The following is a 17,473-nucleotide window of genomic DNA, read 5'->3' as shown; positions in this document are numbered from 1 at the left end:
GCGGTCATCAAAAGACACAGGCTGCACGAGGTCATTGGCACGGGAGGGATACATGACGGCGATCCACATTGGTATTTCCGGCTGGCGCTACACGCCTTGGCGGGGGGACTTCTACCCCAAGGGGCTGACCCAGAAACGGGAATTGCAATTCGCCTCGCGCGCGGTCAACAGCATCGAAATCAATGGATCGTTCTACGCCCTGCAACGTCCCGAACGGTATGCCCAGTGGTACGCCGAAACGCCGCCCGGCTTCGTGTTCAGCGTCAAGGCCCCGCGGTTCATTACCCACATCAAGCGCCTGCGAGATATCCACAAGCCGTTGGCCAATTTCTTCGCCTCCGGCGTGTTGGAGCTCAAGGAAAAACTCGGCGCGATTCTCTGGCAGTTTCCCCCCAGCTTCAAATTCGACCCCGAGCTGTTCGAAGACTTCCTCAAGCAACTGCCCCACGACACCGAAAGCGCCGCCGCCCTGGCCCGCGAGCACGAACCACGCCTGGACGGCCACGCCAGCACCACGACGGACAAAAAGCGCCCGCTGCGCCACGCCGTGGAAATCCGCCACGAGAGCTTCATCGCCCCGCACTTCGTCACGTTGCTCAAGCGCTACGACGTGGCCCTGGTGATCGCCGACACCGCCGGCAAATGGCCCTATCGCGAAGACGTCACCAGCGATTTCGTCTACCTGCGCCTGCACGGTGCCGAGGAACTGTACGCCAGTGGCTACACCGACGCAGCGTTGAAACGCTGGGGCGAGCGGATCGCGGCCTGGAGTCATGGCAAGCAACCTGCCGACGCCCACTTGATCGACCCAAACAAGAAACCCCGGGCACGCAAGCACCGGGAAGTGTTCTGCTATTTCGACAACGACATCAAAGTCCGCGCGCCCTACGACGCACGGCACTTGCTGGAGCACTTCGATCTGGACAAAGACCTCGCTACCGCGCCCGGCGTGCGCCCGGCCGAGGGAGTATTGCCATGAGCATTCCGGAATCCACCGAAGCGAGCCGCGACCCGATCCAGCACTTGGGCCAGGACCTTGACCGGGTCAGCCGCTTCACCGTCCTGACGGTCAATACCCACAAGGGCTTCACTGCCCTGAATCGCCGCTTCATCCTGCCGGAACTGCGCGAGGCGGTGCGCAGCGTGTCCGCCGACGTGGTGTTTTTGCAGGAAGTGCATGGCACCCACGAACATCACCCCCAGCGCTACAGCAACTGGCCGAGCATGCCGCAGTACGAGTTCCTCGCCGACAGTCTCTGGCCGCAGTTCGCCTATGGGCGCAACGCGGTCTATCCGGCGGGCGACCACGGCAATGCGCTGTTGTCGAAATTCCAGATCATCCGCCACGACAATATCGACGTGTCCATCAGCGGCCACGAAAGCCGCGGCATGCTCCACAGCGTGCTGCGCCTGCCGGGCGCCGACGGCCCGCAAGTCCACGCCATTTGCGTCCACCTGGGGCTGCGCGAAGGGCATCGGGTCGAGCAATTGCAACTGCTTTGCCAGCGCTTGAGCGAGCTGCCGCCCGAGGCTCCCGTGATCGTCGCCGGGGACTTCAACGACTGGCGCGGCAAGGCCAGCGAGCTGCTCAAGCCCTGCGGCCTGCGCGAAGTGTTCGCCGAGCGGTTGGGCAAGCCAGCCCGCAGCTTTCCGGCCCGCCTGCCCATCCTGCGCCTGGACCGCATCTATGTGCGTAACCTCAAGGCCCATCATCCCAAGGTGTTGAGCGTACGACCCTGGTCGCACCTCTCCGACCATGCACCGCTGTCGGTGGAGATCGAATTATGAGCGCGACGGTGAACAAGGCGACGGTGGAGCAAATTGAAGTTCCGCCCACCGAGCGCAACCCGGCACTGGCCGATATCGAATACGGCTGGCACGGCAACAATCGCGTCAAGCTGCTGGAAAACGGCGAGGAATATTTCCCCAGGGTTTTCGAAGCCATTCGCCGGGCCGAGACAGAAATCCTTCTGGAGACCTTCATTCTGTTCGAGGACAAGGTCGGCTGCGAACTGCGGGACCTGCTGGTGGAGGCCGCCCAGCGTGGCGTGCGCATCACCGTCAGCCTCGATGGCTTCGGCTGCGGTGAGCTGACCACCGAATTCCTCGCCTCGTTGAGCGATGCCGGGGTGCGCTTGCAGATGTTCGACCCGGCGCCCCGCTACTTGGGGATCCGCACCAACTGGTTCCGTCGCCTGCACCGCAAGATCGTGGTGGTGGACGGGGTGATTGCGTTTATCGGCGGGATCAATTTTTCCGCCGACCACCTGGGCGATTTCGGTCCCGAGGCCAAGCAGGACTATTCCGTGGAGGTCAAAGGCCCGGCGGTGGTGGATATCCATCACTTCGCGCTGTTGCAGAGCGGCCGGCCCGCCCGGGCCAAATACTGGTGGCAACGCCGCCGCAGCCGCCGCAACGAGCTGGCGTTCAGCGACCATGACGGCCAGGTGCGCCTGGTCTATCGGGACAATCACGAACACCAGACCGATATCGAAGAGGTCTACCTGCAAGTGCTGCGCAGTGCCCAGCGGCGGGTGGTGATCGCCAATGCCTATTTCTTCCCCGGCTACCGGTTGCTGCGCGAGATCCGCAACGCGGCGCGGCGTGGCGTGCAGGTGCGGCTGATCCTGCAGGGCCAGCCGGACATGATGATCGCCAAGCTCGCCGCGCGCATGCTCTACAGCTACCTGCTCAAGGCCGGCGTGGTGATCTACGAATATTGCGAGCGACCGCTGCACGGCAAGGTCGCCCTGGTGGATGAGGACTGGAGCACGGTGGGGTCGAGCAACCTCGACCCGCTGAGCCTGTCCCTGAACCTGGAAGCCAATGTGCTGATCCGCGACCGGGCGTTCAACCGCGAGCTGTTCGAGCGCCTCGATTACCTGAGCCGCAACCATTGCACCGTCATGCCGGAAAACCACGCGCCCCGGGGCCTGTTGTGGCGCATGACCATCGGTTTCATGGTGTTCCACTTTTTGCGCCACTTCCCGGCCTGGGCCGGCTGGCTGCCGGCCCATAAACCGCGTCTGAAACCTTTTTCGCCGCCGACGGCGGTCCGGAGCGAACCCCATGAACCACTCTGAAGCGCATGCTGCGCCGAGAGATGCCCATGCGCCGGAGCAGGCCAAGCCCAAATCCCGCTGGAACCGCTGGAAAAGACCGCTGACCCTGGCGTTTTTCCTGCTGTTGATCGTGCTGTTCACCGCCCTGGCCCGGCGTATCGATTGGTCCGAAGTATTCGCCACCCTGGCCGACTTCAAGGTACGCACCTTGATCATTGCCGCCGCGCTGACCATCACCAGCTTCATCACTTATGCCTGCTTCGACCTGATCGGTCGCACTTACATCCGCCAGAAACTGGGTTGGCGGCAGATCTTGCCGGTGGGGGTGATCAGTTACGCGTTCAACCTCAACCTCAGTGCCTGGGTTGGCGGCATCGCCATGCGCTATCGGCTGTATTCGCGGCTGGGGGTCAGCACCGGCAACATCGCCAAGATCCTTGGCCTGAGCCTGGCCACCAACTGGTTCGGCTACATGACCCTGGCCGGGGCGGTGTTCAGCAGCGGCCTGGTGACAATGCCGCCGGGCTGGAAACTCAGCAGCGATGCGCTGCAAGGCGTCGGCGTGCTGTTATTGCTGGCGAGTGCCGCTTACCTGGCGGCCTGTCGGTTTTCCAAGCGGCGGGCCTGGACCGTTCGCGGCATGGAAATCAATCTGCCGTCCCTGCGCATGGCGGTGCTGCAACTGGCGTTGGGCGCGCTGAACTGGTCGTTGATGGCGGCGGTGATTTTCACTTTGCTGCCCAGCAAACTGGATTATCCAATGGTGCTCGGGGTATTGCTGATCAGCAGCATTGCCGGGGTCATCACCCATATTCCGGCGGGGCTTGGGGTACTGGAGGCAGTGTTCATCGCGCTGCTGCAGCACGAGGTGTCGCGGGGTAGTCTGCTGGCGGGGCTGATCGCTTACCGGGCGATCTACTTCATCTTGCCGTTGTTGATCACAGTCGTGATGTACCTGGTGATCGAGGCGAAGGCCAAGGCGTTGCGGGTCAAGCCCGGGCTTAAATGATTGGGTGCCTAGTCGGGGCCCATCGCGAGCAGGCTCGCTCCCACAAGGGATAGGTGGTGATCATCAATTTTGTGCTCACCGCTGATCCAACGTGGGAGCGAGCCTGCTCGCGATGACGCCCGCCTGAACGCCACACATCTACCGTTCCTGGATAATGCTCAACCGCTCTCCCACCACCATTTCCGTGATCCAGCCCACCAGGATCGAGGTGTAGGCCTGTTGTGACACAGGGTCGCTCAGCGCATGGTCGGCGCCGTCGATGATGCGGTGGGTCAGCGAATGGGTCTGCTGGCACGCCGCCCGGTAGCTCATGATCGTGGCATGGGGCACATGGTCGTCGGTCTCCGATTCCACCAGCAACACATCGCCGGTGAACTGCGAACACGCCTGCAAGGCACGATTGGTGCTGGCGTGTACCAGGGTGCTGCGGTAATCGAGCAGGTCGCTCTTGTCCAGGTCGCGCTTGGGCGTGTGCCATTGCTCGTCGCGGTACAGCGCCGGCACCCGCAGGGCCAGCCAGCGCACCGGGCGCAGCGAGGTCAGGATCGAGGCCAGGTAACCGCCATAACTGGTGCCCACCACGGCAATCGCCGAGGTATCCAAGGCTGGGTGGGCGAGCAAGCGGTCGTATGCCGCCAGCAGATCCCGCAGGTTGTCCTCGCGGGTGACCCGTGACAATGGGATCCCCGCCCCGCCGGTGTGCCCGCGCAGGTCGAAGGTCAGGCACACGCAACCGAGGCCGGCGATGCCTTTGGCCCGTTCCAGGTCCCGCTCCTGGCTGCCACCCCAACCGTGCACGAATAACACGCCAGGGACTTTCGACTTGGGGCTCAGGAACGTCCCGTTCATGCGTTCATCGTCGATCTCGATCTGAATGGTTTCACTTCTAGCCGTCATAGGATTGAACCGTTACATATTTGAGAAGGAAGTCGCTGTTGTGCGCCGCGCCGCGATAGACCTCCCTGGCGCCGGTCGGCAGCGCTTGGTCGAGGTAGGTTTCCACCGAGGACACTCGCACCGCGCTGGTTTCAGGCGTTTCGACGAACACCTGCAACGCCGCCAGTTCGGCGCTGCTGGCGCCGCCCATGCGCCACGACTGCTCCAACACACCGCCACGAGGCTGGCCGGCAGCATCCAGGCCCTGGGCGATGTCGTAATTGCGCCGCGACGCAAAAAAACTCGGATAGGCCTGGTTGGCGGCGTCATCGAACACTTGCGCCAGGCGCACCGCCTCGCGCACATCGTCGGGCAGTTCGAGCCTGAGCAACTCGATATAGCCGCCCTGCACCACTAGCAAATCCGACCCGCCGTACACCTCCAACCCTTCGCTGTCGTGGGTCAGGTGCTGCACGCCGCAATAGCTCAGGACCTTGCCGTTGATGAAGCTCTGGCCGACGCTCTGGGTCTTGACCTCGTTGAGGTGCTGTTCCAGCACCACCCCTTCGCGAAACAGCGCCTGGGCGTCCGGCGCGGCGGCTATTTCATCGAACTGGGCCAGGCTCTTGATCAGCCGTTGGCCACGTCCGGCACAAGCATGGATCGGCTTGAGGCGGATGGGCCCGGTGTACAGCAAGTGCTCAGCGGCCGGGCGCGCATCCTTGAGCGAAAAAACCGTCACGCCATCGAGCACCGCGCCTCGGGTGAGCTTGGCAAACAGAGGCGACCAGCCTTTGGGTGCCACGGCGTCCTTATTCAACAGACCATGGGTAATCGCCTTGGTGCAGATAAAATCGTGCTCGACATATCCACCCCACACATCCTCCGGCCCCTTGACCGCCAGGCGCATCAAGGCCTCGGGCCCGATCAGGGTTTGCGTGGGCAATAGGTATGGATCATGACCGCCATGGGGGTCATGACTGTCGCCATACTCCCACCCCAGGATCTGTGCCAGCCACTGGGCCAGTGCACGATTGGTCTCGACCTCATGGCGCGGCGCTTGTGGATTGACCGAATAGGCCACGACCCGTTTGTTGCGATTGACTGATGTCATGCGTTGCCCTTTTTCCTGCGCTCGATGGCTGTAGATAAGGGAGGGTGCAGAGATCAGGCCAACGGGGGCATGGACAGCGGCGGGTCAGCCAAGCGGGCGTATCGTGCGCAGTTGATAGCACCTGGCCCGTTTCATTCTGCACGACATACGGTCGGCATCCCGCAAATTGCACGATGCCCAGCAGCAGACGTCACCCCCTGTGGCAAGGGAATTCATGTGGGAGCAAGGCTTGCCCGCGATGCAGGCGCTGCGGTCTTTCAGAAATTGAGGCGCCTGTTCGCGGGCAAGCCTTGCTCCCACATAGCGGGGATAAATCCCCTCGCCACAAAGGAGTCACTGCTGTTTGGGAGAACCCAGCGGGTTCACCCCAAACCTCGCCCGATAATCACTCGGCGCCAATCCGGTGATTTTCTTGAATGTCGTGCGAAAGGCACTCGGGTCCTGGTAACCGACGGTCCAGGCGATGTGGTCGATGGTGCCATTGGTGAACTCGAGCATTTCCCGGGCCTTGCCGACTCGAAGGTGCTGGCAGTATTCGGTGGGCTTGAGCCCGGTGGCGGCGCGGAACCTGCGCAGGAAGGTACGTTCCTCCAGCCCGGCCCGTTCGGCCATCGCCCCGAGGGAAACCTCTACCGCGCCGCTGCTTTGCAGCCAATGCTGGACCTTGAGAATCGCCCCGTCGCCATGGCCGAGGATAGGCGCAAAGTTGCTGCCGCACTGGCTCGCACTGTCGCTGTGCTCGATCACCAGGAACTGCGCCGTACGCGTGGCGATGCTGGGCCCGAGCAGGCGGTCCACCAGGCGCAGCCCCAGTTCCGACCAGGCCATCAGCCCGGCGGTGGTGATCAGGTCGCCGTCGTCGACGATGGGTTTGTCGGCGTTGAGCTTGATCTTCGGGTAACGGGCGGCGAAGGACTTGGCCGAGGTCCAGTGGGTGGTGGCGCTGCGCCCATCGAGCAGGCCGCTTTCGGCCAGCAGGATCGAGCCGACGCACACCCCGCCCAGCACGGTGCCGCCCGCATGCTGCGCCCGCAGCCAATCCATCAGCGTTGGCGATGCCAGGTCGTCGTCGAAACCAGCGATGGAGGGCGGAATCAGCAACGCCACCAACGGACCCGCCGGGCCGGTTTCGCTGTCGAAGACCCGCCGCGGCGCCTCGTCGCTGCCGGCCTGCCAATGACTGACCCGCAGCCGCGGCAACTGCACGCTGGCGTGCTCGGCCGCGATCCGCTGGGCCACACCGAACAGATCGGTCAAGCCATGCACCGCCGCCAGTTGGGCACCGGGGTAGATGAGCACCCCAAGTTCGGCAACTGCCCTTTGCTGCGTCATTGTCAGTTTTCCCTCGCTTATTGTCGTTGCGGCCAATCCTCGAAGCGGCGACAAAAGCCAATACTGGCCTCACACCCAATCTGATCGAGGAAGCCCCCATGTCCAAGCAAGCGCTCATCGTAGTCGATATCCAGAATGACTACTTCCCCCAGGGCAAATGGCCGTTGGTCGGTGCCCAAGCCGCCGCCGATAACGCCGCCCGCCTGATTGAAGCCTTTCGCCAGACCGGCGACAGCGTGGTGCACATCCGCCACGAATTCACCTCCGACGACGCGCCATTCTTCACCCCTGGCTCCGAAGGTGCACAGTTGCACCCCAAGGTGCTCAACCGCGCCGACGAGCCGGTGGTGCTCAAACATTTCGTCAATTCGTTTCGCGAAACCGAACTGCAAGCCATCCTCGATCATCAGGGCATCGAGCAACTGGTGGTGGTCGGCAGCATGAGCCACATGTGCGTCGATGGCGTGGTTCGGGCGGCGGCGGACCTGGGCTACGGCGTCACCGTGATCCATGATGCCTGCGCCACCCTCGACCTGGAGTTCAACGGCGTCGTCGTGCCTGCGGCCCAGGTGCATGCGGCGTTCATGGCCGCGCTGGGGTTTGCCTACGCGAGTGTGGTGAGCACCGAGCAATTCCTGGCGGCCAATGGCTAAACACACGGCCCCTCTAAGAAATCGCAAAAAAAACCGCGCTTCGATGAAGTGCGGTTTTTGTCTCGAGTCTCTACGGTGTGCAGGGAAACGATCAAACATCCAGTACCTGCAACAACCTCGGCATCGTCGCCACGAATCCCATCTGCTGCGCTTCGCGCGCCACCCCTTTCAACTTCTCGCCGCTGGCTCGATCGGCGCTGCGCAGCCACTGCCCCGCCACATCGATCAACCGCACGTGATGGTTGATCCAGGCGCACGACGCCGACTCGGGCAACGCCGCCATCTGTTGCCCATGCCAGATCGCTTGTTCGGTATTGCCCGCCAACAGGCAGGTTTCAGCAGCGGCCACCCGAAAGCGCAAGGCATTATGGGCCAGGCAGGCCAGGGTGAGTTGGGCTTCGCCCGTCGCCAAGGCCTGTTGGCTGAGCTGCACATCCTCGCTGATCATCGCCAGGCTGCCGTAGACCCAGGGCCCGATGTAACGCTGCAGCTCGAAGCGTTCCACCAGGCTCGCCGCCTCCATGATCAAAGTCTGCGCCAGCCCGCGTTCGCCCTGGCGCAACGCCACCCGCGCCAACCCTTCCAGCAGGATCGCTTCGAAACGGCTGGCACCAAGGTTGCGCGCCAGCGCCAAAGCGCAGGTCAGCTCTTGTTCCGCCAAGGCATCCTGGCCGCCCGCCACCAGCACCCAGGCCGCAGTGAGTCGCGAGAACACCTGTGCCCGATGATTGCCCAGGCGGGTGCTGCATTCGATGGCCTCCATGGCATCGCGCAAGGCTTGCTCCGGCTGGCCCAGGTAGAGCTGCGCCGAGCCACGGGCGCTGCGATTGCCCGCCTCCACGTGTGCCCAGCCATTGCGCTCGCAAAGGCGTACGCATTGATCGAAAACCTCGTAGGCGGTCTGCATGCGCCCTTGTGCGTAATAGGAGTCGCCAATGCCACTCAAGGCCTTGGCCTCGGTTTGCAGGTCCCGGCCGATGCGGGCAAAGGACAAGGCCTCTTCATGGAGCCGGCGACATTCGGCGTAATCGCCCCGTGGAAAATAGATGTTCCCGCGCAAGTGATTCAGCCGCGCCAGCGCTGTATGGGCCTGCATGGCTTGGGCGATGGGCAGCATGGCCTCGATCAGGCGCTCCTCCTCGTCCAGGCAATCGAGGGTATTGAGGACAGCTGCCAACCCCAGCGCGGCCTCGATCTGATCCTGTGGTTGCTCGGCCAATGCCAATGCCCGCTGCAAATGCGCCCGTGCCTCCACGGTCTGGCCCAGGCCCGAGCACGCCTGGCCGCATAACAACGCAAAGGAAAAATTGCCCTGGGCACGCTCGGCATACGCCGAGCCTTGCCGGGCCAGGGCAAGAACGCTGTCGTACTGGCAGGCCAAGCGCTTTTCGGCCATGGCGAGCAACAGCGCGTCGAACGCCGCCGGATCGTTGGCTCGCAGCAAATGCTGGGCATAAAGCACCCGATCACGCTCGCGGTAAAGGCTCGCCACCTCACCGTGCAATTGCTCGCGAAGCAGCGTGGGCATCGCGTCGTAGAGACAGTGCATGACCAGGTCGTGAACGAACAGATAGCTGCCTGGCTCGACTTCCCGCAGCAAGCCCTGGCGCATGTCCGTCGTTGGCAGATAACCAGGCTGCCCCAGCGCTTCGCGCCACAGCGTCAGCTCGAAGCGATTGCCCAGCACGGCGGCGTAATGCAGGGCGCGACGTTGCTCGGGGGCCAGTTTGTCAAAGCGGGTCTGGACCAGATGCCGCAGACTGTCGGGAAAAACACCTTGCTGGCTGGATAACAGTTGCGTCAGGTACAGCGGATTGCCTTGGGCGCGGGCGACACATTCGGCCCGGTAGCACGGCTCGACCTCGGTGAATTGCTCCGCCAGGAGCGTGGCCTCCCGCGCCCGGATCGGCGCGATGTCGAGCAGGCTCATGGGGCTGGAGGAATGCGCACGAATCTCACCGTCCAGCGGATCACCTTCAGGGCGGGACGTCAGCAGCCAGACGACCGGTGCTTCGTCAGTAGCATCGAGCAGCTTGCCCAACAGCGTAAACAGCGCGGTATCGCCCCAGTGCAAGTCTTCGAGGCAGATCAACAAGGGCTGTTGCACCGCGACGCGCAGCAACACTTCGAGTAAAGCCTGGAACAGCCCCTGGGTACGGGCCTGGTTGCTCATCGCGCCATACAGGATCGGAGGCTCGACAGACGACACGCCCGTCAGCACTTGCAAGAACATTCGATGTTCGGCGGCCACTTTCAGGCGCGACAAGGCAGCGTCCAACAGTGACGCGCTGATGGGCGGCGCGCTCCCCAGGTTGAGCAGGCTGGCCACCAATTGACCCAAAGGCCACAGGCTGTTGTCCATGCCGAAATCCAGCACATCGCCGCGATGGCAGGCGAAACCACGCTGCCGGGCCATTTCGAAAAACTCGCTGACCAGGCGAGTCTTGCCAATGCCCGCCATGCCGCGCACATAGACGATGTGCCCATCCTGGCATTCCTGGGTGGCCTCGATCACCGCCTTGAACTGCAATAATTCGATGGCCCGTCCCACCAAGGGGCGTGGCGCGTTTTCGTCGAGGCTGCGCGGGCGCAGGCATTTACGATAGGCCCGAAACTCATCGTCACTGGACGAAAACTCAAACCGTGCTGCGAGTTGTTCCAGCAGGTTCTGCGCAACATACACCGGCGCGTGCCCATGACGATCCAGCAGCGGCTTTTGCGCGAGCAAGGCCGGCACGGCCGCAGGCTCCGTGGTTTCGGCACTCAGGCGCACAAGCCGCAGCAACAAGGCATGGCCGGGCGTGACGAAGTGTTCCCGGCTCAGCGCCAACGCGCAGAGCAGGCCCCGCTCGCTATCACTGCGATACGCTTGTGGAGAGCCGAACTGGGCAATCATCACCTCCTGCGTAATCCCCAGTGGAACGCCTCCGAACTGACGCACCAGACGCTCGATTTCCTCCGTCAACGCCGCTGCGGGCAGCCCATCGATCCGAAAGGACAGTTCAAGCACATAGCGGATAACGCTGTCATCGACCTGTTTCAGCGCCTGTTGCGCAAAGGCGGCCTGGTGCAACTCGCTCATCGTCTGTTGGATGTGGGCCAAAGCCGCCGAGGCGGGATCGCCCAGCAGCGCGCTCACATCGACCCCGAAGGCCGTCGCCAGGTGCCGAGCGGTGCGGTAAAGCACTGGCTTGCCGGTTTCGGCGCGTTTGATGGAAGCGATCGAGACGCACAAATGCCGGTTCAGGCACGCCTCGGCCAGGGTTTCCTGGCTCAGGCCATGCTGTTTGCGCAGGCCTTTCAACGACACGCCGTCCAGCAGGACACGACCATCGGATATCGAGGCATCGCGCTTGGGCAGGGCAGCAAAGGTGTTGTGTCGGGTGTCCATGTCGATAGCCCTCTACCCTGGGACAACGGCAGCCGATCGAGTGTACTCCAGCGTCTCCTCCGGATTCACGAAAAGATGGCATTTGGCCTGATACCAAACTGATACCGGACTGACACCGCTCTGGACTGTCCGGTTATCCCTCGCCTCCAGATACTCGCTCCCATCAATTGGCACCCAGTTGACACAAACCTGAACGATGAGAGAAAGGCGATGAACGATGGACTGAAGGGCAACGCAGGCGACGAATTGCGGGATATCGGCGGTTCGCAACTGCTGGGGCGTGGACTGAACCGGCTCGACTGGGCCGACGACAGCAAGGAGTGCCAGAAGGTTGGTGATACCGAGTCAGGCAAACGCGCCGTGCCGTACCGGAAAACGGCCTACAACGTGGGGAAAAACGTCACCATGTCCACGGTCGTGGCCAACGACAATTTCTCGACCGAGACGTTTTCCTCCCGCGACGAATACGAAAAGCATACCCGGACCAGTGTCGAGGCCTCCGGCAAATATGGCGCCTTTTCCGCCGGCTTCAAAGCCACCTTCGGCAGCGACATCAAGACGCTCGAAGAACGCGAAGCCGCGCTCTACAGTCACACGGTGCGGTTATGGAAACTGACCTTCGAAGTCAACCCCGCCAATGCCACTGAAGCGTTCAAGAAGCGTGTCGATGACCTGCCCAAGACCTTCGATCCAGGCAACCCGACGCCGTTCTTCAATTTTCTCGTCGATTTTGGCGTCGATATCGTCAGCGAAGTGACCGTCGGCGGCTCGCTGAACTATGCGATGACCGCCCTCAAGCACTTCCTCAGCCAGGCCAACACCCTCGATGCGATGGTCAAGGCCGAATACGGCGCATTCGTCAGTGGTAGCGCGACGACGTCGATCTCGGAAACGGTCAAGAAAAACATCGCCCATCGCAACGCCAACCTGACCACCCAGGGAGGCACGCACGCTATCGCTTTCAACGCAGTGGACCCCAGCAATTGCAACGCGGAGTTCGGCAAATGGCGTGAATCGCTGCCCGACGATCCGACGGTGGTGGAGTTGAAAATCGCGCCGGTCTATCGCTTCGTCAAGGAAGGCGAGACCCGTTCAGCCCTGGAGCAAGCCTACCAGTGGTACACCAGCTACAAAGCGGAAATTGAAGGGACTTGGCAAGAGTCGGTGGTTGTCCTCGGCCGCTCCGGACGGCAAACCACCCCCAAGGGCACGGCAACCGGCCCGGCCTTGCGAATGGTGTTCGTCGACAACAAAAGCAAGGAAACCAGCGATAGCTTTCACTACCCACCCGCAGCGACTGCATCTGCCACGGAGTTTGACCAGTTCTGGGATGCACTGGCCCTGCTGCTGAGACAAAAAAGCGGGCATAAATTGCTCCTGGCCACCGAGCGCTGGCCGCGCGACTCACGCTACTACCCGGGGTACGCCATGCGTGAAGCCCTGCTGTCCAATGGCGCCAGTGAGGTTTCACTCAAGCGCTGGGAAACGCTGACCAAGCACATGCAACCCAACCCGTTGTCCGGCCTGACCTATGTACTGGCGGGCAATGACGTCGAGGCGCCCGGTGTCGATGGACTCATTGCCGGTTTTGGCCAGGCGGGCAAGGATCTCAACCCGACGGTGAAGATCAAGGCGCGTCTTGCCCACGACTCGTTCGGCAAGGTCAAGCTGGTCAAAATGGATAAGACCGAGGAAGACCCTCGCACCGCCTTGTACATCGTGCGTAGCAATACCGGCGACAAACCGGCACTGGCGGTCGATTCGCAAAACAAAACCCGTATTGCCATGCAAACGCCCGACAGGCACAACCCCGGGCAATTCTGGTACATGCCCGAGCTGGAAAAACCTTATCCGGAAATCAACCACCCGGTCCTGTTGATCAATTACGAGACGGGGGCCTGTTTGCAGGGCATGCACGACCAGGGCGACTGCCGGCTCAAGCCCATCGAGCCGGGTCGCCAACAGGACGATGTCATTTGGGACCGGCGCGGCGATGAGGTGTTTCACCTGTTGATGGTCTACTACTGGATGGACGCTTTGTGCCTGACCCAGGTTGAAAAGCGCGCCGCCGTCCGGCCTTGGCGCCAGCCTCACGGCATGGATTGGTTACGCGAGCCGCATCGTCCGTATAGTTGATAGCCGATAGTTACCCCCTGTAGGAGCGAGCTTGCTCGCGATAGCGGTGGTTCAGCGTGCTTCAATGTTGAATGTGCCGCCGCCATCGCGAGCAAGCTCGCTCCCACGGATTCATGATTTGATTGACTGGTATTGGGCGACAGAACGCCCTTCCTCTAGCCCTCTTGCGTGCGTGGTCCCTATCCGATGCAAGTCTTCAACTGTGTCCCCTTTATCGGCGACGGCGTGGAAACAGCGCTCGATCCCCGTCGCTTCCCCTATCTGTTCAACGATCATGGGTTGGCACAGCCGAGTGCCCAGGTGCGTGGCAACCTGATCCCGCTCAACCCCGAGAACCCGGCCCTGTCCCTGGGCACTCGCTACTCCGGCATCAGTTGGAGGGACCGTGAGGTTCCCACGAGCACCGGTTCCTACTGGATCAAGACGTTCGATTTCCACGCCAGCGAAGTGCACTACGAACCGATCTGGGCAACCCGGGAAACGGCGCAAGCCTTCGGCATGACCCTGCTCGGCAACGGCGAATGCCTGCACTTCGAGTACGACCAACTGATCCTGGGCCAATACACCTACGGCAAATGGGCCGGCCACCAATCGCCCTACCTGGGCCCGGCGCGCCAGCGCGAACTGCTGACCTACAACCCGACCGACCTTGAATACCACAACTTTCCCCACGCGTTTTTTTCCCGCTACGGGCGCTTGCCGCTGGTGATCAGCGTCGCCCGCTGGCGGCCCGCGTCGAGGGAGATTCATTTGGCCGACCTATGGGTCAAGCCCGGCGATGCGCTGGTCCTGCCGCCCAAGCATTACCCTGACATTGCTCCCAGTGACGCCCTTGGCGTCGAAAACTGGCCGGCCGTCGTGGACATGCATGGCAATCGAAACTCGGCATTGGCCTGCTGGTTCGGGGACGGTGAGGACTGTTTGCTGACGGAGACGATCCTGGCCAATTCAACCTTGATGAACTCCCCCCAGGGCAAACCGCACTATCACGAAGAGAAGACGCCGACGCGGCATGAGTTGCCAGCCAATTATCGTCCTTGAAAGGCGTGGGCATGGGACAAAACAGCCCCCGGGGCTTACGCGCCCTGGGGCCATGGTGATTTTTACTAGGCATATTTGAGCAATAACGATAAGAATGGCCAGGTAGCGTCCCCCCAAGAGCCAGCCGCATGAAACGCACTCCCCCGTCGCGCCTGGTCTGCTCCCCGGGCCCGACCGACACCGTCGCATCGGCACCACCGCATCCCCCCACCTGGGATTACCCAAGCGAAATCCCCAGGACGGGATACCTGGGTACCATGTTGTACACCGTGGCGTTATTGCTTGCCTTGCCGCTCTACGGGTTGGCGGTGTTATCGATCAACCTGTTCTACGACGGACGAGGCCTGCCGAGCATTCATACAAAAGTGCTTGAAGACCCTCTGGTCTTGACGCTCATGTTCGTCAGCGCATTGGTGGCCATGGGCGTCATTCGCTGGCTCGCCGCCGGGCCTGAAGTGCTCGGCTTCTGTTTTGACGAAGACCAGCAATGCCTCACCTTCACCCAACGGCGCCCGGCCCGAGAAGCCAGCGAAGTATGTGTGCCATACAGCGCCATCCACTCCATCAGGCCCTACATGGCGAATGCTTTCGCCAATGGCTGTCACTTTGAGGTGTGCTTCGCCGGGGACAATGGCAAGCCGATCGAACGTCGATTCTGGGTGCATGTACCGGTGCAGGACATGGCGTTCCATGCCGCGTGGTTGAGGCAATCAGTTGGCGAGAGGATGCATGAAGTCGTGGTCTTGGATTTGTGAGCGGCCGAAGTTGCCCATTTCTCAAACCACGAACATACCTGCCTGTGCCAAATGCCCAATAAAAAGCCCCAAGCGCAGAACGCTTGGGGCTTTTCAGGAACTACCTGGGCAATTCCCAAGTAGGAATCAGAACGGAATATCGTCATCAAAGCTGTCGAAATCCGGAGCCGGTTGCGGCGCGGCCTGTTGTGGGGCCGGGCGTTCGCGTTGTGGCTGTGGAGCGGACTGCGGACGAGGCGCCTGCTGACGCGGAGCCGACTGCTGGTAGTTGTTGCCACCTTGTTGCTGGTCGCCCTGTGGACGGCCACCCAGCAGTTGCATGGTGCCTTGCATGTCGACCACGATTTCGGTGGTGTAGCGCTTGATGCCGTCTTTTTCCCACTCGCGGGTCTGCAGCTTGCCTTCGATGTACACCTGCGAACCCTTGCGCAGGTATTCGCCGGCGATCTCGGCCACCTTGCCGAACATCGACACGCGGTGCCACTCGGTCTTCTCGACCTTCTGGCCGGTCTGCTTGTCGGTCCACTGTTCGCTGGTCGCCAGACTCAGGTTGGTCACGGCGTTGCCGTTGGGCAGGTAGCGAACTTCAGGATCCTGGCCGCAAGTACCGACCAATATGACTTTGTTAACCCCACGGGCCATAACGTTCTCCTAGGCTTCGCACGTGGTCGGGGCCGGGTTGTTCACCAGGCGCTCGAGCGTCGCGCGATCCAATAATTCGGTGTCGAGTTTGATATACACGGCCGCCTCGTCGGCGACCACCACTGCATCGGTTACTCCAACGACGGCCTTCAGACGCTCGGTCAGGCCAGCCTCACGAATCGCCTCGGGCGATAAGGGCAAGCGCAGGCTCGTCACATAGGGAGGTTCGCGCATGGTAACAGCAAAGGCCAGCCAAAGTGCAGCCAGCGCGGCACATCCCAGGAACACAACCGACAAACCGCCATGCTGGAACAGCCAGCCACCGAGGATCCCACCCAACGCCGAGCCGAGGAACTGGCTCGTGGAGTAGACCCCCATCGCCGTACCCTTGCCGCCCGCCGGGGAAACCTTGCTGATCAGCGAAGGCAGCGAAGCCTCCAGCAGATTGAACGCGGTGAAGAACACCACGGTGCCAATCACCAGGGCCCGCAGGCTATCGCCGAACTGCCAGAAGAATAGCTCAGTGAGCATCAGCGTCACGACGGCGCCGAGCAAAACTCGTTTCATTTTGCGTCGTTTCTCGCCATAGATGATGAATGGAATCATGGCGAAGAACGAAATCAGCAGCGCGGTCAGGTAGACCCACCAGTGCTGCTCCTTGGGCAGGCCGGCCTTCTCGACCAGGGCCAGCGGCAGGGCTACGAAGCTGGACATCAGCATAGCGTGGAGCACAAAAATACCCAGGTCCAGGCGCAACAGGTCCGGGTGCTTGAGCGTCGGGATCAACGCCTGGCGCGCCACCCCGGACTCACGGTGCTGCAACGGCCCGGTGGCACGCGGCACCATGAACGCGACGATCAGGATCCCTACCAGCGCCATGGCCCCGGTCGCCAGGAACAGGCCCGACAGGCCAAAGGCACGGGTCAGCAAGGGACCGACCACCATGGCCACGGCGAACGACAGGCCGATGGTCATGCCGATCATGGCCATGGCCTTGGTCCGATGTTGTTCGCGGGTCAAGTCTGACAACAGCGCCATGACGGCCGCGGAAATGGCCCCGGCGCCTTGCAGGATTCGTCCGGCGATCACGCCCCAGATCGAATCGGCATTGGCCGCCAGCACACTGCCGAGGGCGAAGACGATCAGCCCCAGGTAGATGACCGGACGTCGACCGATGCGGTCGGAAATGATCCCGAACGGGATCTGGAAGATCGCCTGGGTCAGGCCATAAGCGCCAATCGCCAACCCGATGAGGGCCGGGGTCGCGCCCGCCAGGTCCATGCCATAGGTCGCCAGCACCGGCAACACCATAAACATGCCCAGCATACGGAAGGCGAACACCAGGGCCAGACCGCTTGCTGCGCGTGTCTCGCCGCTACTCATGCGTTCGCTGTGGGGATCTTGCATGGAAAAACCTCATGTGAACCGGCGGCGATTCTACCAGTCCCATCGATTGAGAGGG

General features: G+C 62.1%; 14 protein-coding genes. 8 read left to right on the top strand and 6 right to left on the bottom strand.

Annotation, left to right across the window (positions count from 1 at the left end):
• Positions 1 to 52: 52 nt before the first annotated feature.
• Genes DTP52_RS29135 through DTP52_RS29120 form a run of 4 tightly spaced genes read left to right on the top strand, consistent with a single transcriptional unit; the run spans position 53 to position 4,071 of the window.
• Positions 53 to 979, top strand: coding sequence for a DUF72 domain-containing protein (locus tag DTP52_RS29135; protein WP_109756423.1), 927 nt, complete (start codon positions 53 to 55; stop codon positions 977 to 979).
• The gene (locus DTP52_RS29130) at positions 976 to 1,788 is read left to right on the top strand and encodes an endonuclease/exonuclease/phosphatase family protein (RefSeq protein ID WP_109756422.1); all 813 of its coding nucleotides are present in this window, start codon (positions 976 to 978) and stop codon (positions 1,786 to 1,788) included. The genes DTP52_RS29135 and DTP52_RS29130 overlap by 4 nt, the downstream gene beginning before the upstream one ends.
• The gene (clsB, locus tag DTP52_RS29125; protein WP_109756421.1) at positions 1,785 to 3,083 is read left to right on the top strand and encodes a cardiolipin synthase ClsB; all 1,299 of its coding nucleotides are present in this window, start codon (positions 1,785 to 1,787) and stop codon (positions 3,081 to 3,083) included. Before DTP52_RS29130 ends, clsB begins: the two co-directional genes overlap by 4 nt.
• Positions 3,070 to 4,071: a lysylphosphatidylglycerol synthase domain-containing protein gene (locus DTP52_RS29120; protein ID WP_109756420.1), complete on the top strand. Its 1,002-nt coding sequence runs from the start codon at positions 3,070 to 3,072 to the stop codon at positions 4,069 to 4,071. The genes clsB and DTP52_RS29120 overlap by 14 nt, the downstream gene beginning before the upstream one ends.
• A 138-nt stretch (positions 4,072 to 4,209) precedes the next feature.
• Here the strand turns inward: DTP52_RS29120 and DTP52_RS29115 are convergent, their stop codons facing one another.
• From DTP52_RS29115 to DTP52_RS29105, 3 genes are all read right to left on the bottom strand, one after another.
• The gene (locus tag DTP52_RS29115; protein ID WP_109756419.1) at positions 4,210 to 4,968 is read right to left on the bottom strand and encodes a S9 family peptidase; all 759 of its coding nucleotides are present in this window, start codon (positions 4,966 to 4,968) and stop codon (positions 4,210 to 4,212) included.
• Positions 4,958 to 6,061 (bottom strand): DUF3182 family protein, encoded by a 1,104-nt coding sequence (locus DTP52_RS29110; protein WP_109756418.1) that lies wholly within the window; start codon positions 6,059 to 6,061, stop codon positions 4,958 to 4,960. The genes DTP52_RS29115 and DTP52_RS29110 overlap by 11 nt, the downstream gene beginning before the upstream one ends.
• A 333-nt stretch (positions 6,062 to 6,394) precedes the next feature.
• Positions 6,395 to 7,393 (bottom strand): GlxA family transcriptional regulator, encoded by a 999-nt coding sequence (locus tag DTP52_RS29105; RefSeq protein WP_109756417.1) that lies wholly within the window; start codon positions 7,391 to 7,393, stop codon positions 6,395 to 6,397.
• Between the two features lie 98 nt (positions 7,394 to 7,491).
• Here DTP52_RS29105 and DTP52_RS29100 point away from each other — a divergent pair, with 98 nt between their 5' ends.
• Positions 7,492 to 8,046, top strand: coding sequence for a cysteine hydrolase family protein (locus DTP52_RS29100; protein WP_109756416.1), 555 nt, complete (start codon positions 7,492 to 7,494; stop codon positions 8,044 to 8,046).
• Positions 8,047 to 8,137: 91 nt separating this feature from the next.
• Here the strand turns inward: DTP52_RS29100 and DTP52_RS29095 are convergent, their stop codons facing one another.
• Complete coding sequence (locus DTP52_RS29095; protein ID WP_109756415.1) at positions 8,138 to 11,437, bottom strand: AAA family ATPase; 3,300 nt, start codon at positions 11,435 to 11,437, stop codon at positions 8,138 to 8,140.
• Between the two features lie 210 nt (positions 11,438 to 11,647).
• Between DTP52_RS29095 and DTP52_RS29090 the strand changes: the two genes are divergently transcribed.
• The 3 genes from DTP52_RS29090 to DTP52_RS29075 all read left to right on the top strand — a co-directional run bounded on the left by DTP52_RS29090 (position 11,648) and on the right by DTP52_RS29075 (position 15,369).
• Complete coding sequence (locus DTP52_RS29090) at positions 11,648 to 13,573, top strand: MAC/perforin domain-containing protein (RefSeq protein ID WP_109756414.1); 1,926 nt, start codon at positions 11,648 to 11,650, stop codon at positions 13,571 to 13,573.
• Positions 13,574 to 13,759: 186 nt separating this feature from the next.
• A complete protein-coding gene (locus DTP52_RS29080) occupies positions 13,760 to 14,614 on the top strand; it encodes a hypothetical protein (protein WP_109756413.1) in 855 nt (284 codons plus the stop codon).
• A gap of 128 nt (positions 14,615 to 14,742) precedes the next feature.
• Positions 14,743 to 15,369, top strand: coding sequence for a hypothetical protein (locus DTP52_RS29075; protein ID WP_176689036.1), 627 nt, complete (start codon positions 14,743 to 14,745; stop codon positions 15,367 to 15,369).
• A 126-nt stretch (positions 15,370 to 15,495) separates the two neighbouring features.
• Here the strand turns inward: DTP52_RS29075 and DTP52_RS29070 are convergent, their stop codons facing one another.
• Positions 15,496 to 16,011: a single-stranded DNA-binding protein gene (locus tag DTP52_RS29070; RefSeq protein ID WP_024778338.1), complete on the bottom strand. Its 516-nt coding sequence runs from the start codon at positions 16,009 to 16,011 to the stop codon at positions 15,496 to 15,498.
• Between the two features lie 9 nt (positions 16,012 to 16,020).
• Positions 16,021 to 17,418, bottom strand: coding sequence for an MFS transporter (locus tag DTP52_RS29065; RefSeq protein ID WP_109756411.1), 1,398 nt, complete (start codon positions 17,416 to 17,418; stop codon positions 16,021 to 16,023).
• Between the last annotated feature and the right edge of the window lie 55 nt (positions 17,419 to 17,473).

This window comes from Pseudomonas sp. 43mfcvi1.1, assembly GCF_900115935.1.
GTDB classification, from domain to species: domain Bacteria; phylum Pseudomonadota; class Gammaproteobacteria; order Pseudomonadales; family Pseudomonadaceae; genus Aquipseudomonas; species Aquipseudomonas bijieensis.
Note: the sequence above shows the minus strand (reverse complement) of the source record. Positions and strands in the feature narration are given on the sequence as shown.

Coding starts and splice junctions, on each gene's coding strand:
- DTP52_RS29080 (WP_109756413.1), top strand. CDS start 13,760: ATGCAAGTCTTCAACTGTGTCCCCTTTATCGGCGACGGCGTGGAAACA.
- DTP52_RS29130 (WP_109756422.1), top strand. CDS start 976: ATGAGCATTCCGGAATCCACCGAAGCGAGCCGCGACCCGATCCAGCAC.
- DTP52_RS29135 (WP_109756423.1), top strand. CDS start 53: ATGACGGCGATCCACATTGGTATTTCCGGCTGGCGCTACACGCCTTGG.
- DTP52_RS29090 (WP_109756414.1), top strand. CDS start 11,648: ATGAACGATGGACTGAAGGGCAACGCAGGCGACGAATTGCGGGATATC.
- DTP52_RS29105 (WP_109756417.1), bottom strand. CDS start 7,393: ATGACGCAGCAAAGGGCAGTTGCCGAACTTGGGGTGCTCATCTACCCC.
- DTP52_RS29115 (WP_109756419.1), bottom strand. CDS start 4,968: ATGACGGCTAGAAGTGAAACCATTCAGATCGAGATCGACGATGAACGC.
- DTP52_RS29095 (WP_109756415.1), bottom strand. CDS start 11,437: ATGGACACCCGACACAACACCTTTGCTGCCCTGCCCAAGCGCGATGCC.
- DTP52_RS29120 (WP_109756420.1), top strand. CDS start 3,070: ATGAACCACTCTGAAGCGCATGCTGCGCCGAGAGATGCCCATGCGCCG.
- clsB (WP_109756421.1), top strand. CDS start 1,785: ATGAGCGCGACGGTGAACAAGGCGACGGTGGAGCAAATTGAAGTTCCG.
- DTP52_RS29070 (WP_024778338.1), bottom strand. CDS start 16,011: ATGGCCCGTGGGGTTAACAAAGTCATATTGGTCGGTACTTGCGGCCAG.
- DTP52_RS29065 (WP_109756411.1), bottom strand. CDS start 17,418: ATGCAAGATCCCCACAGCGAACGCATGAGTAGCGGCGAGACACGCGCA.
- DTP52_RS29100 (WP_109756416.1), top strand. CDS start 7,492: ATGTCCAAGCAAGCGCTCATCGTAGTCGATATCCAGAATGACTACTTC.
- DTP52_RS29110 (WP_109756418.1), bottom strand. CDS start 6,061: ATGACATCAGTCAATCGCAACAAACGGGTCGTGGCCTATTCGGTCAAT.
- DTP52_RS29075 (WP_176689036.1), top strand. CDS start 14,743: ATGAAACGCACTCCCCCGTCGCGCCTGGTCTGCTCCCCGGGCCCGACC.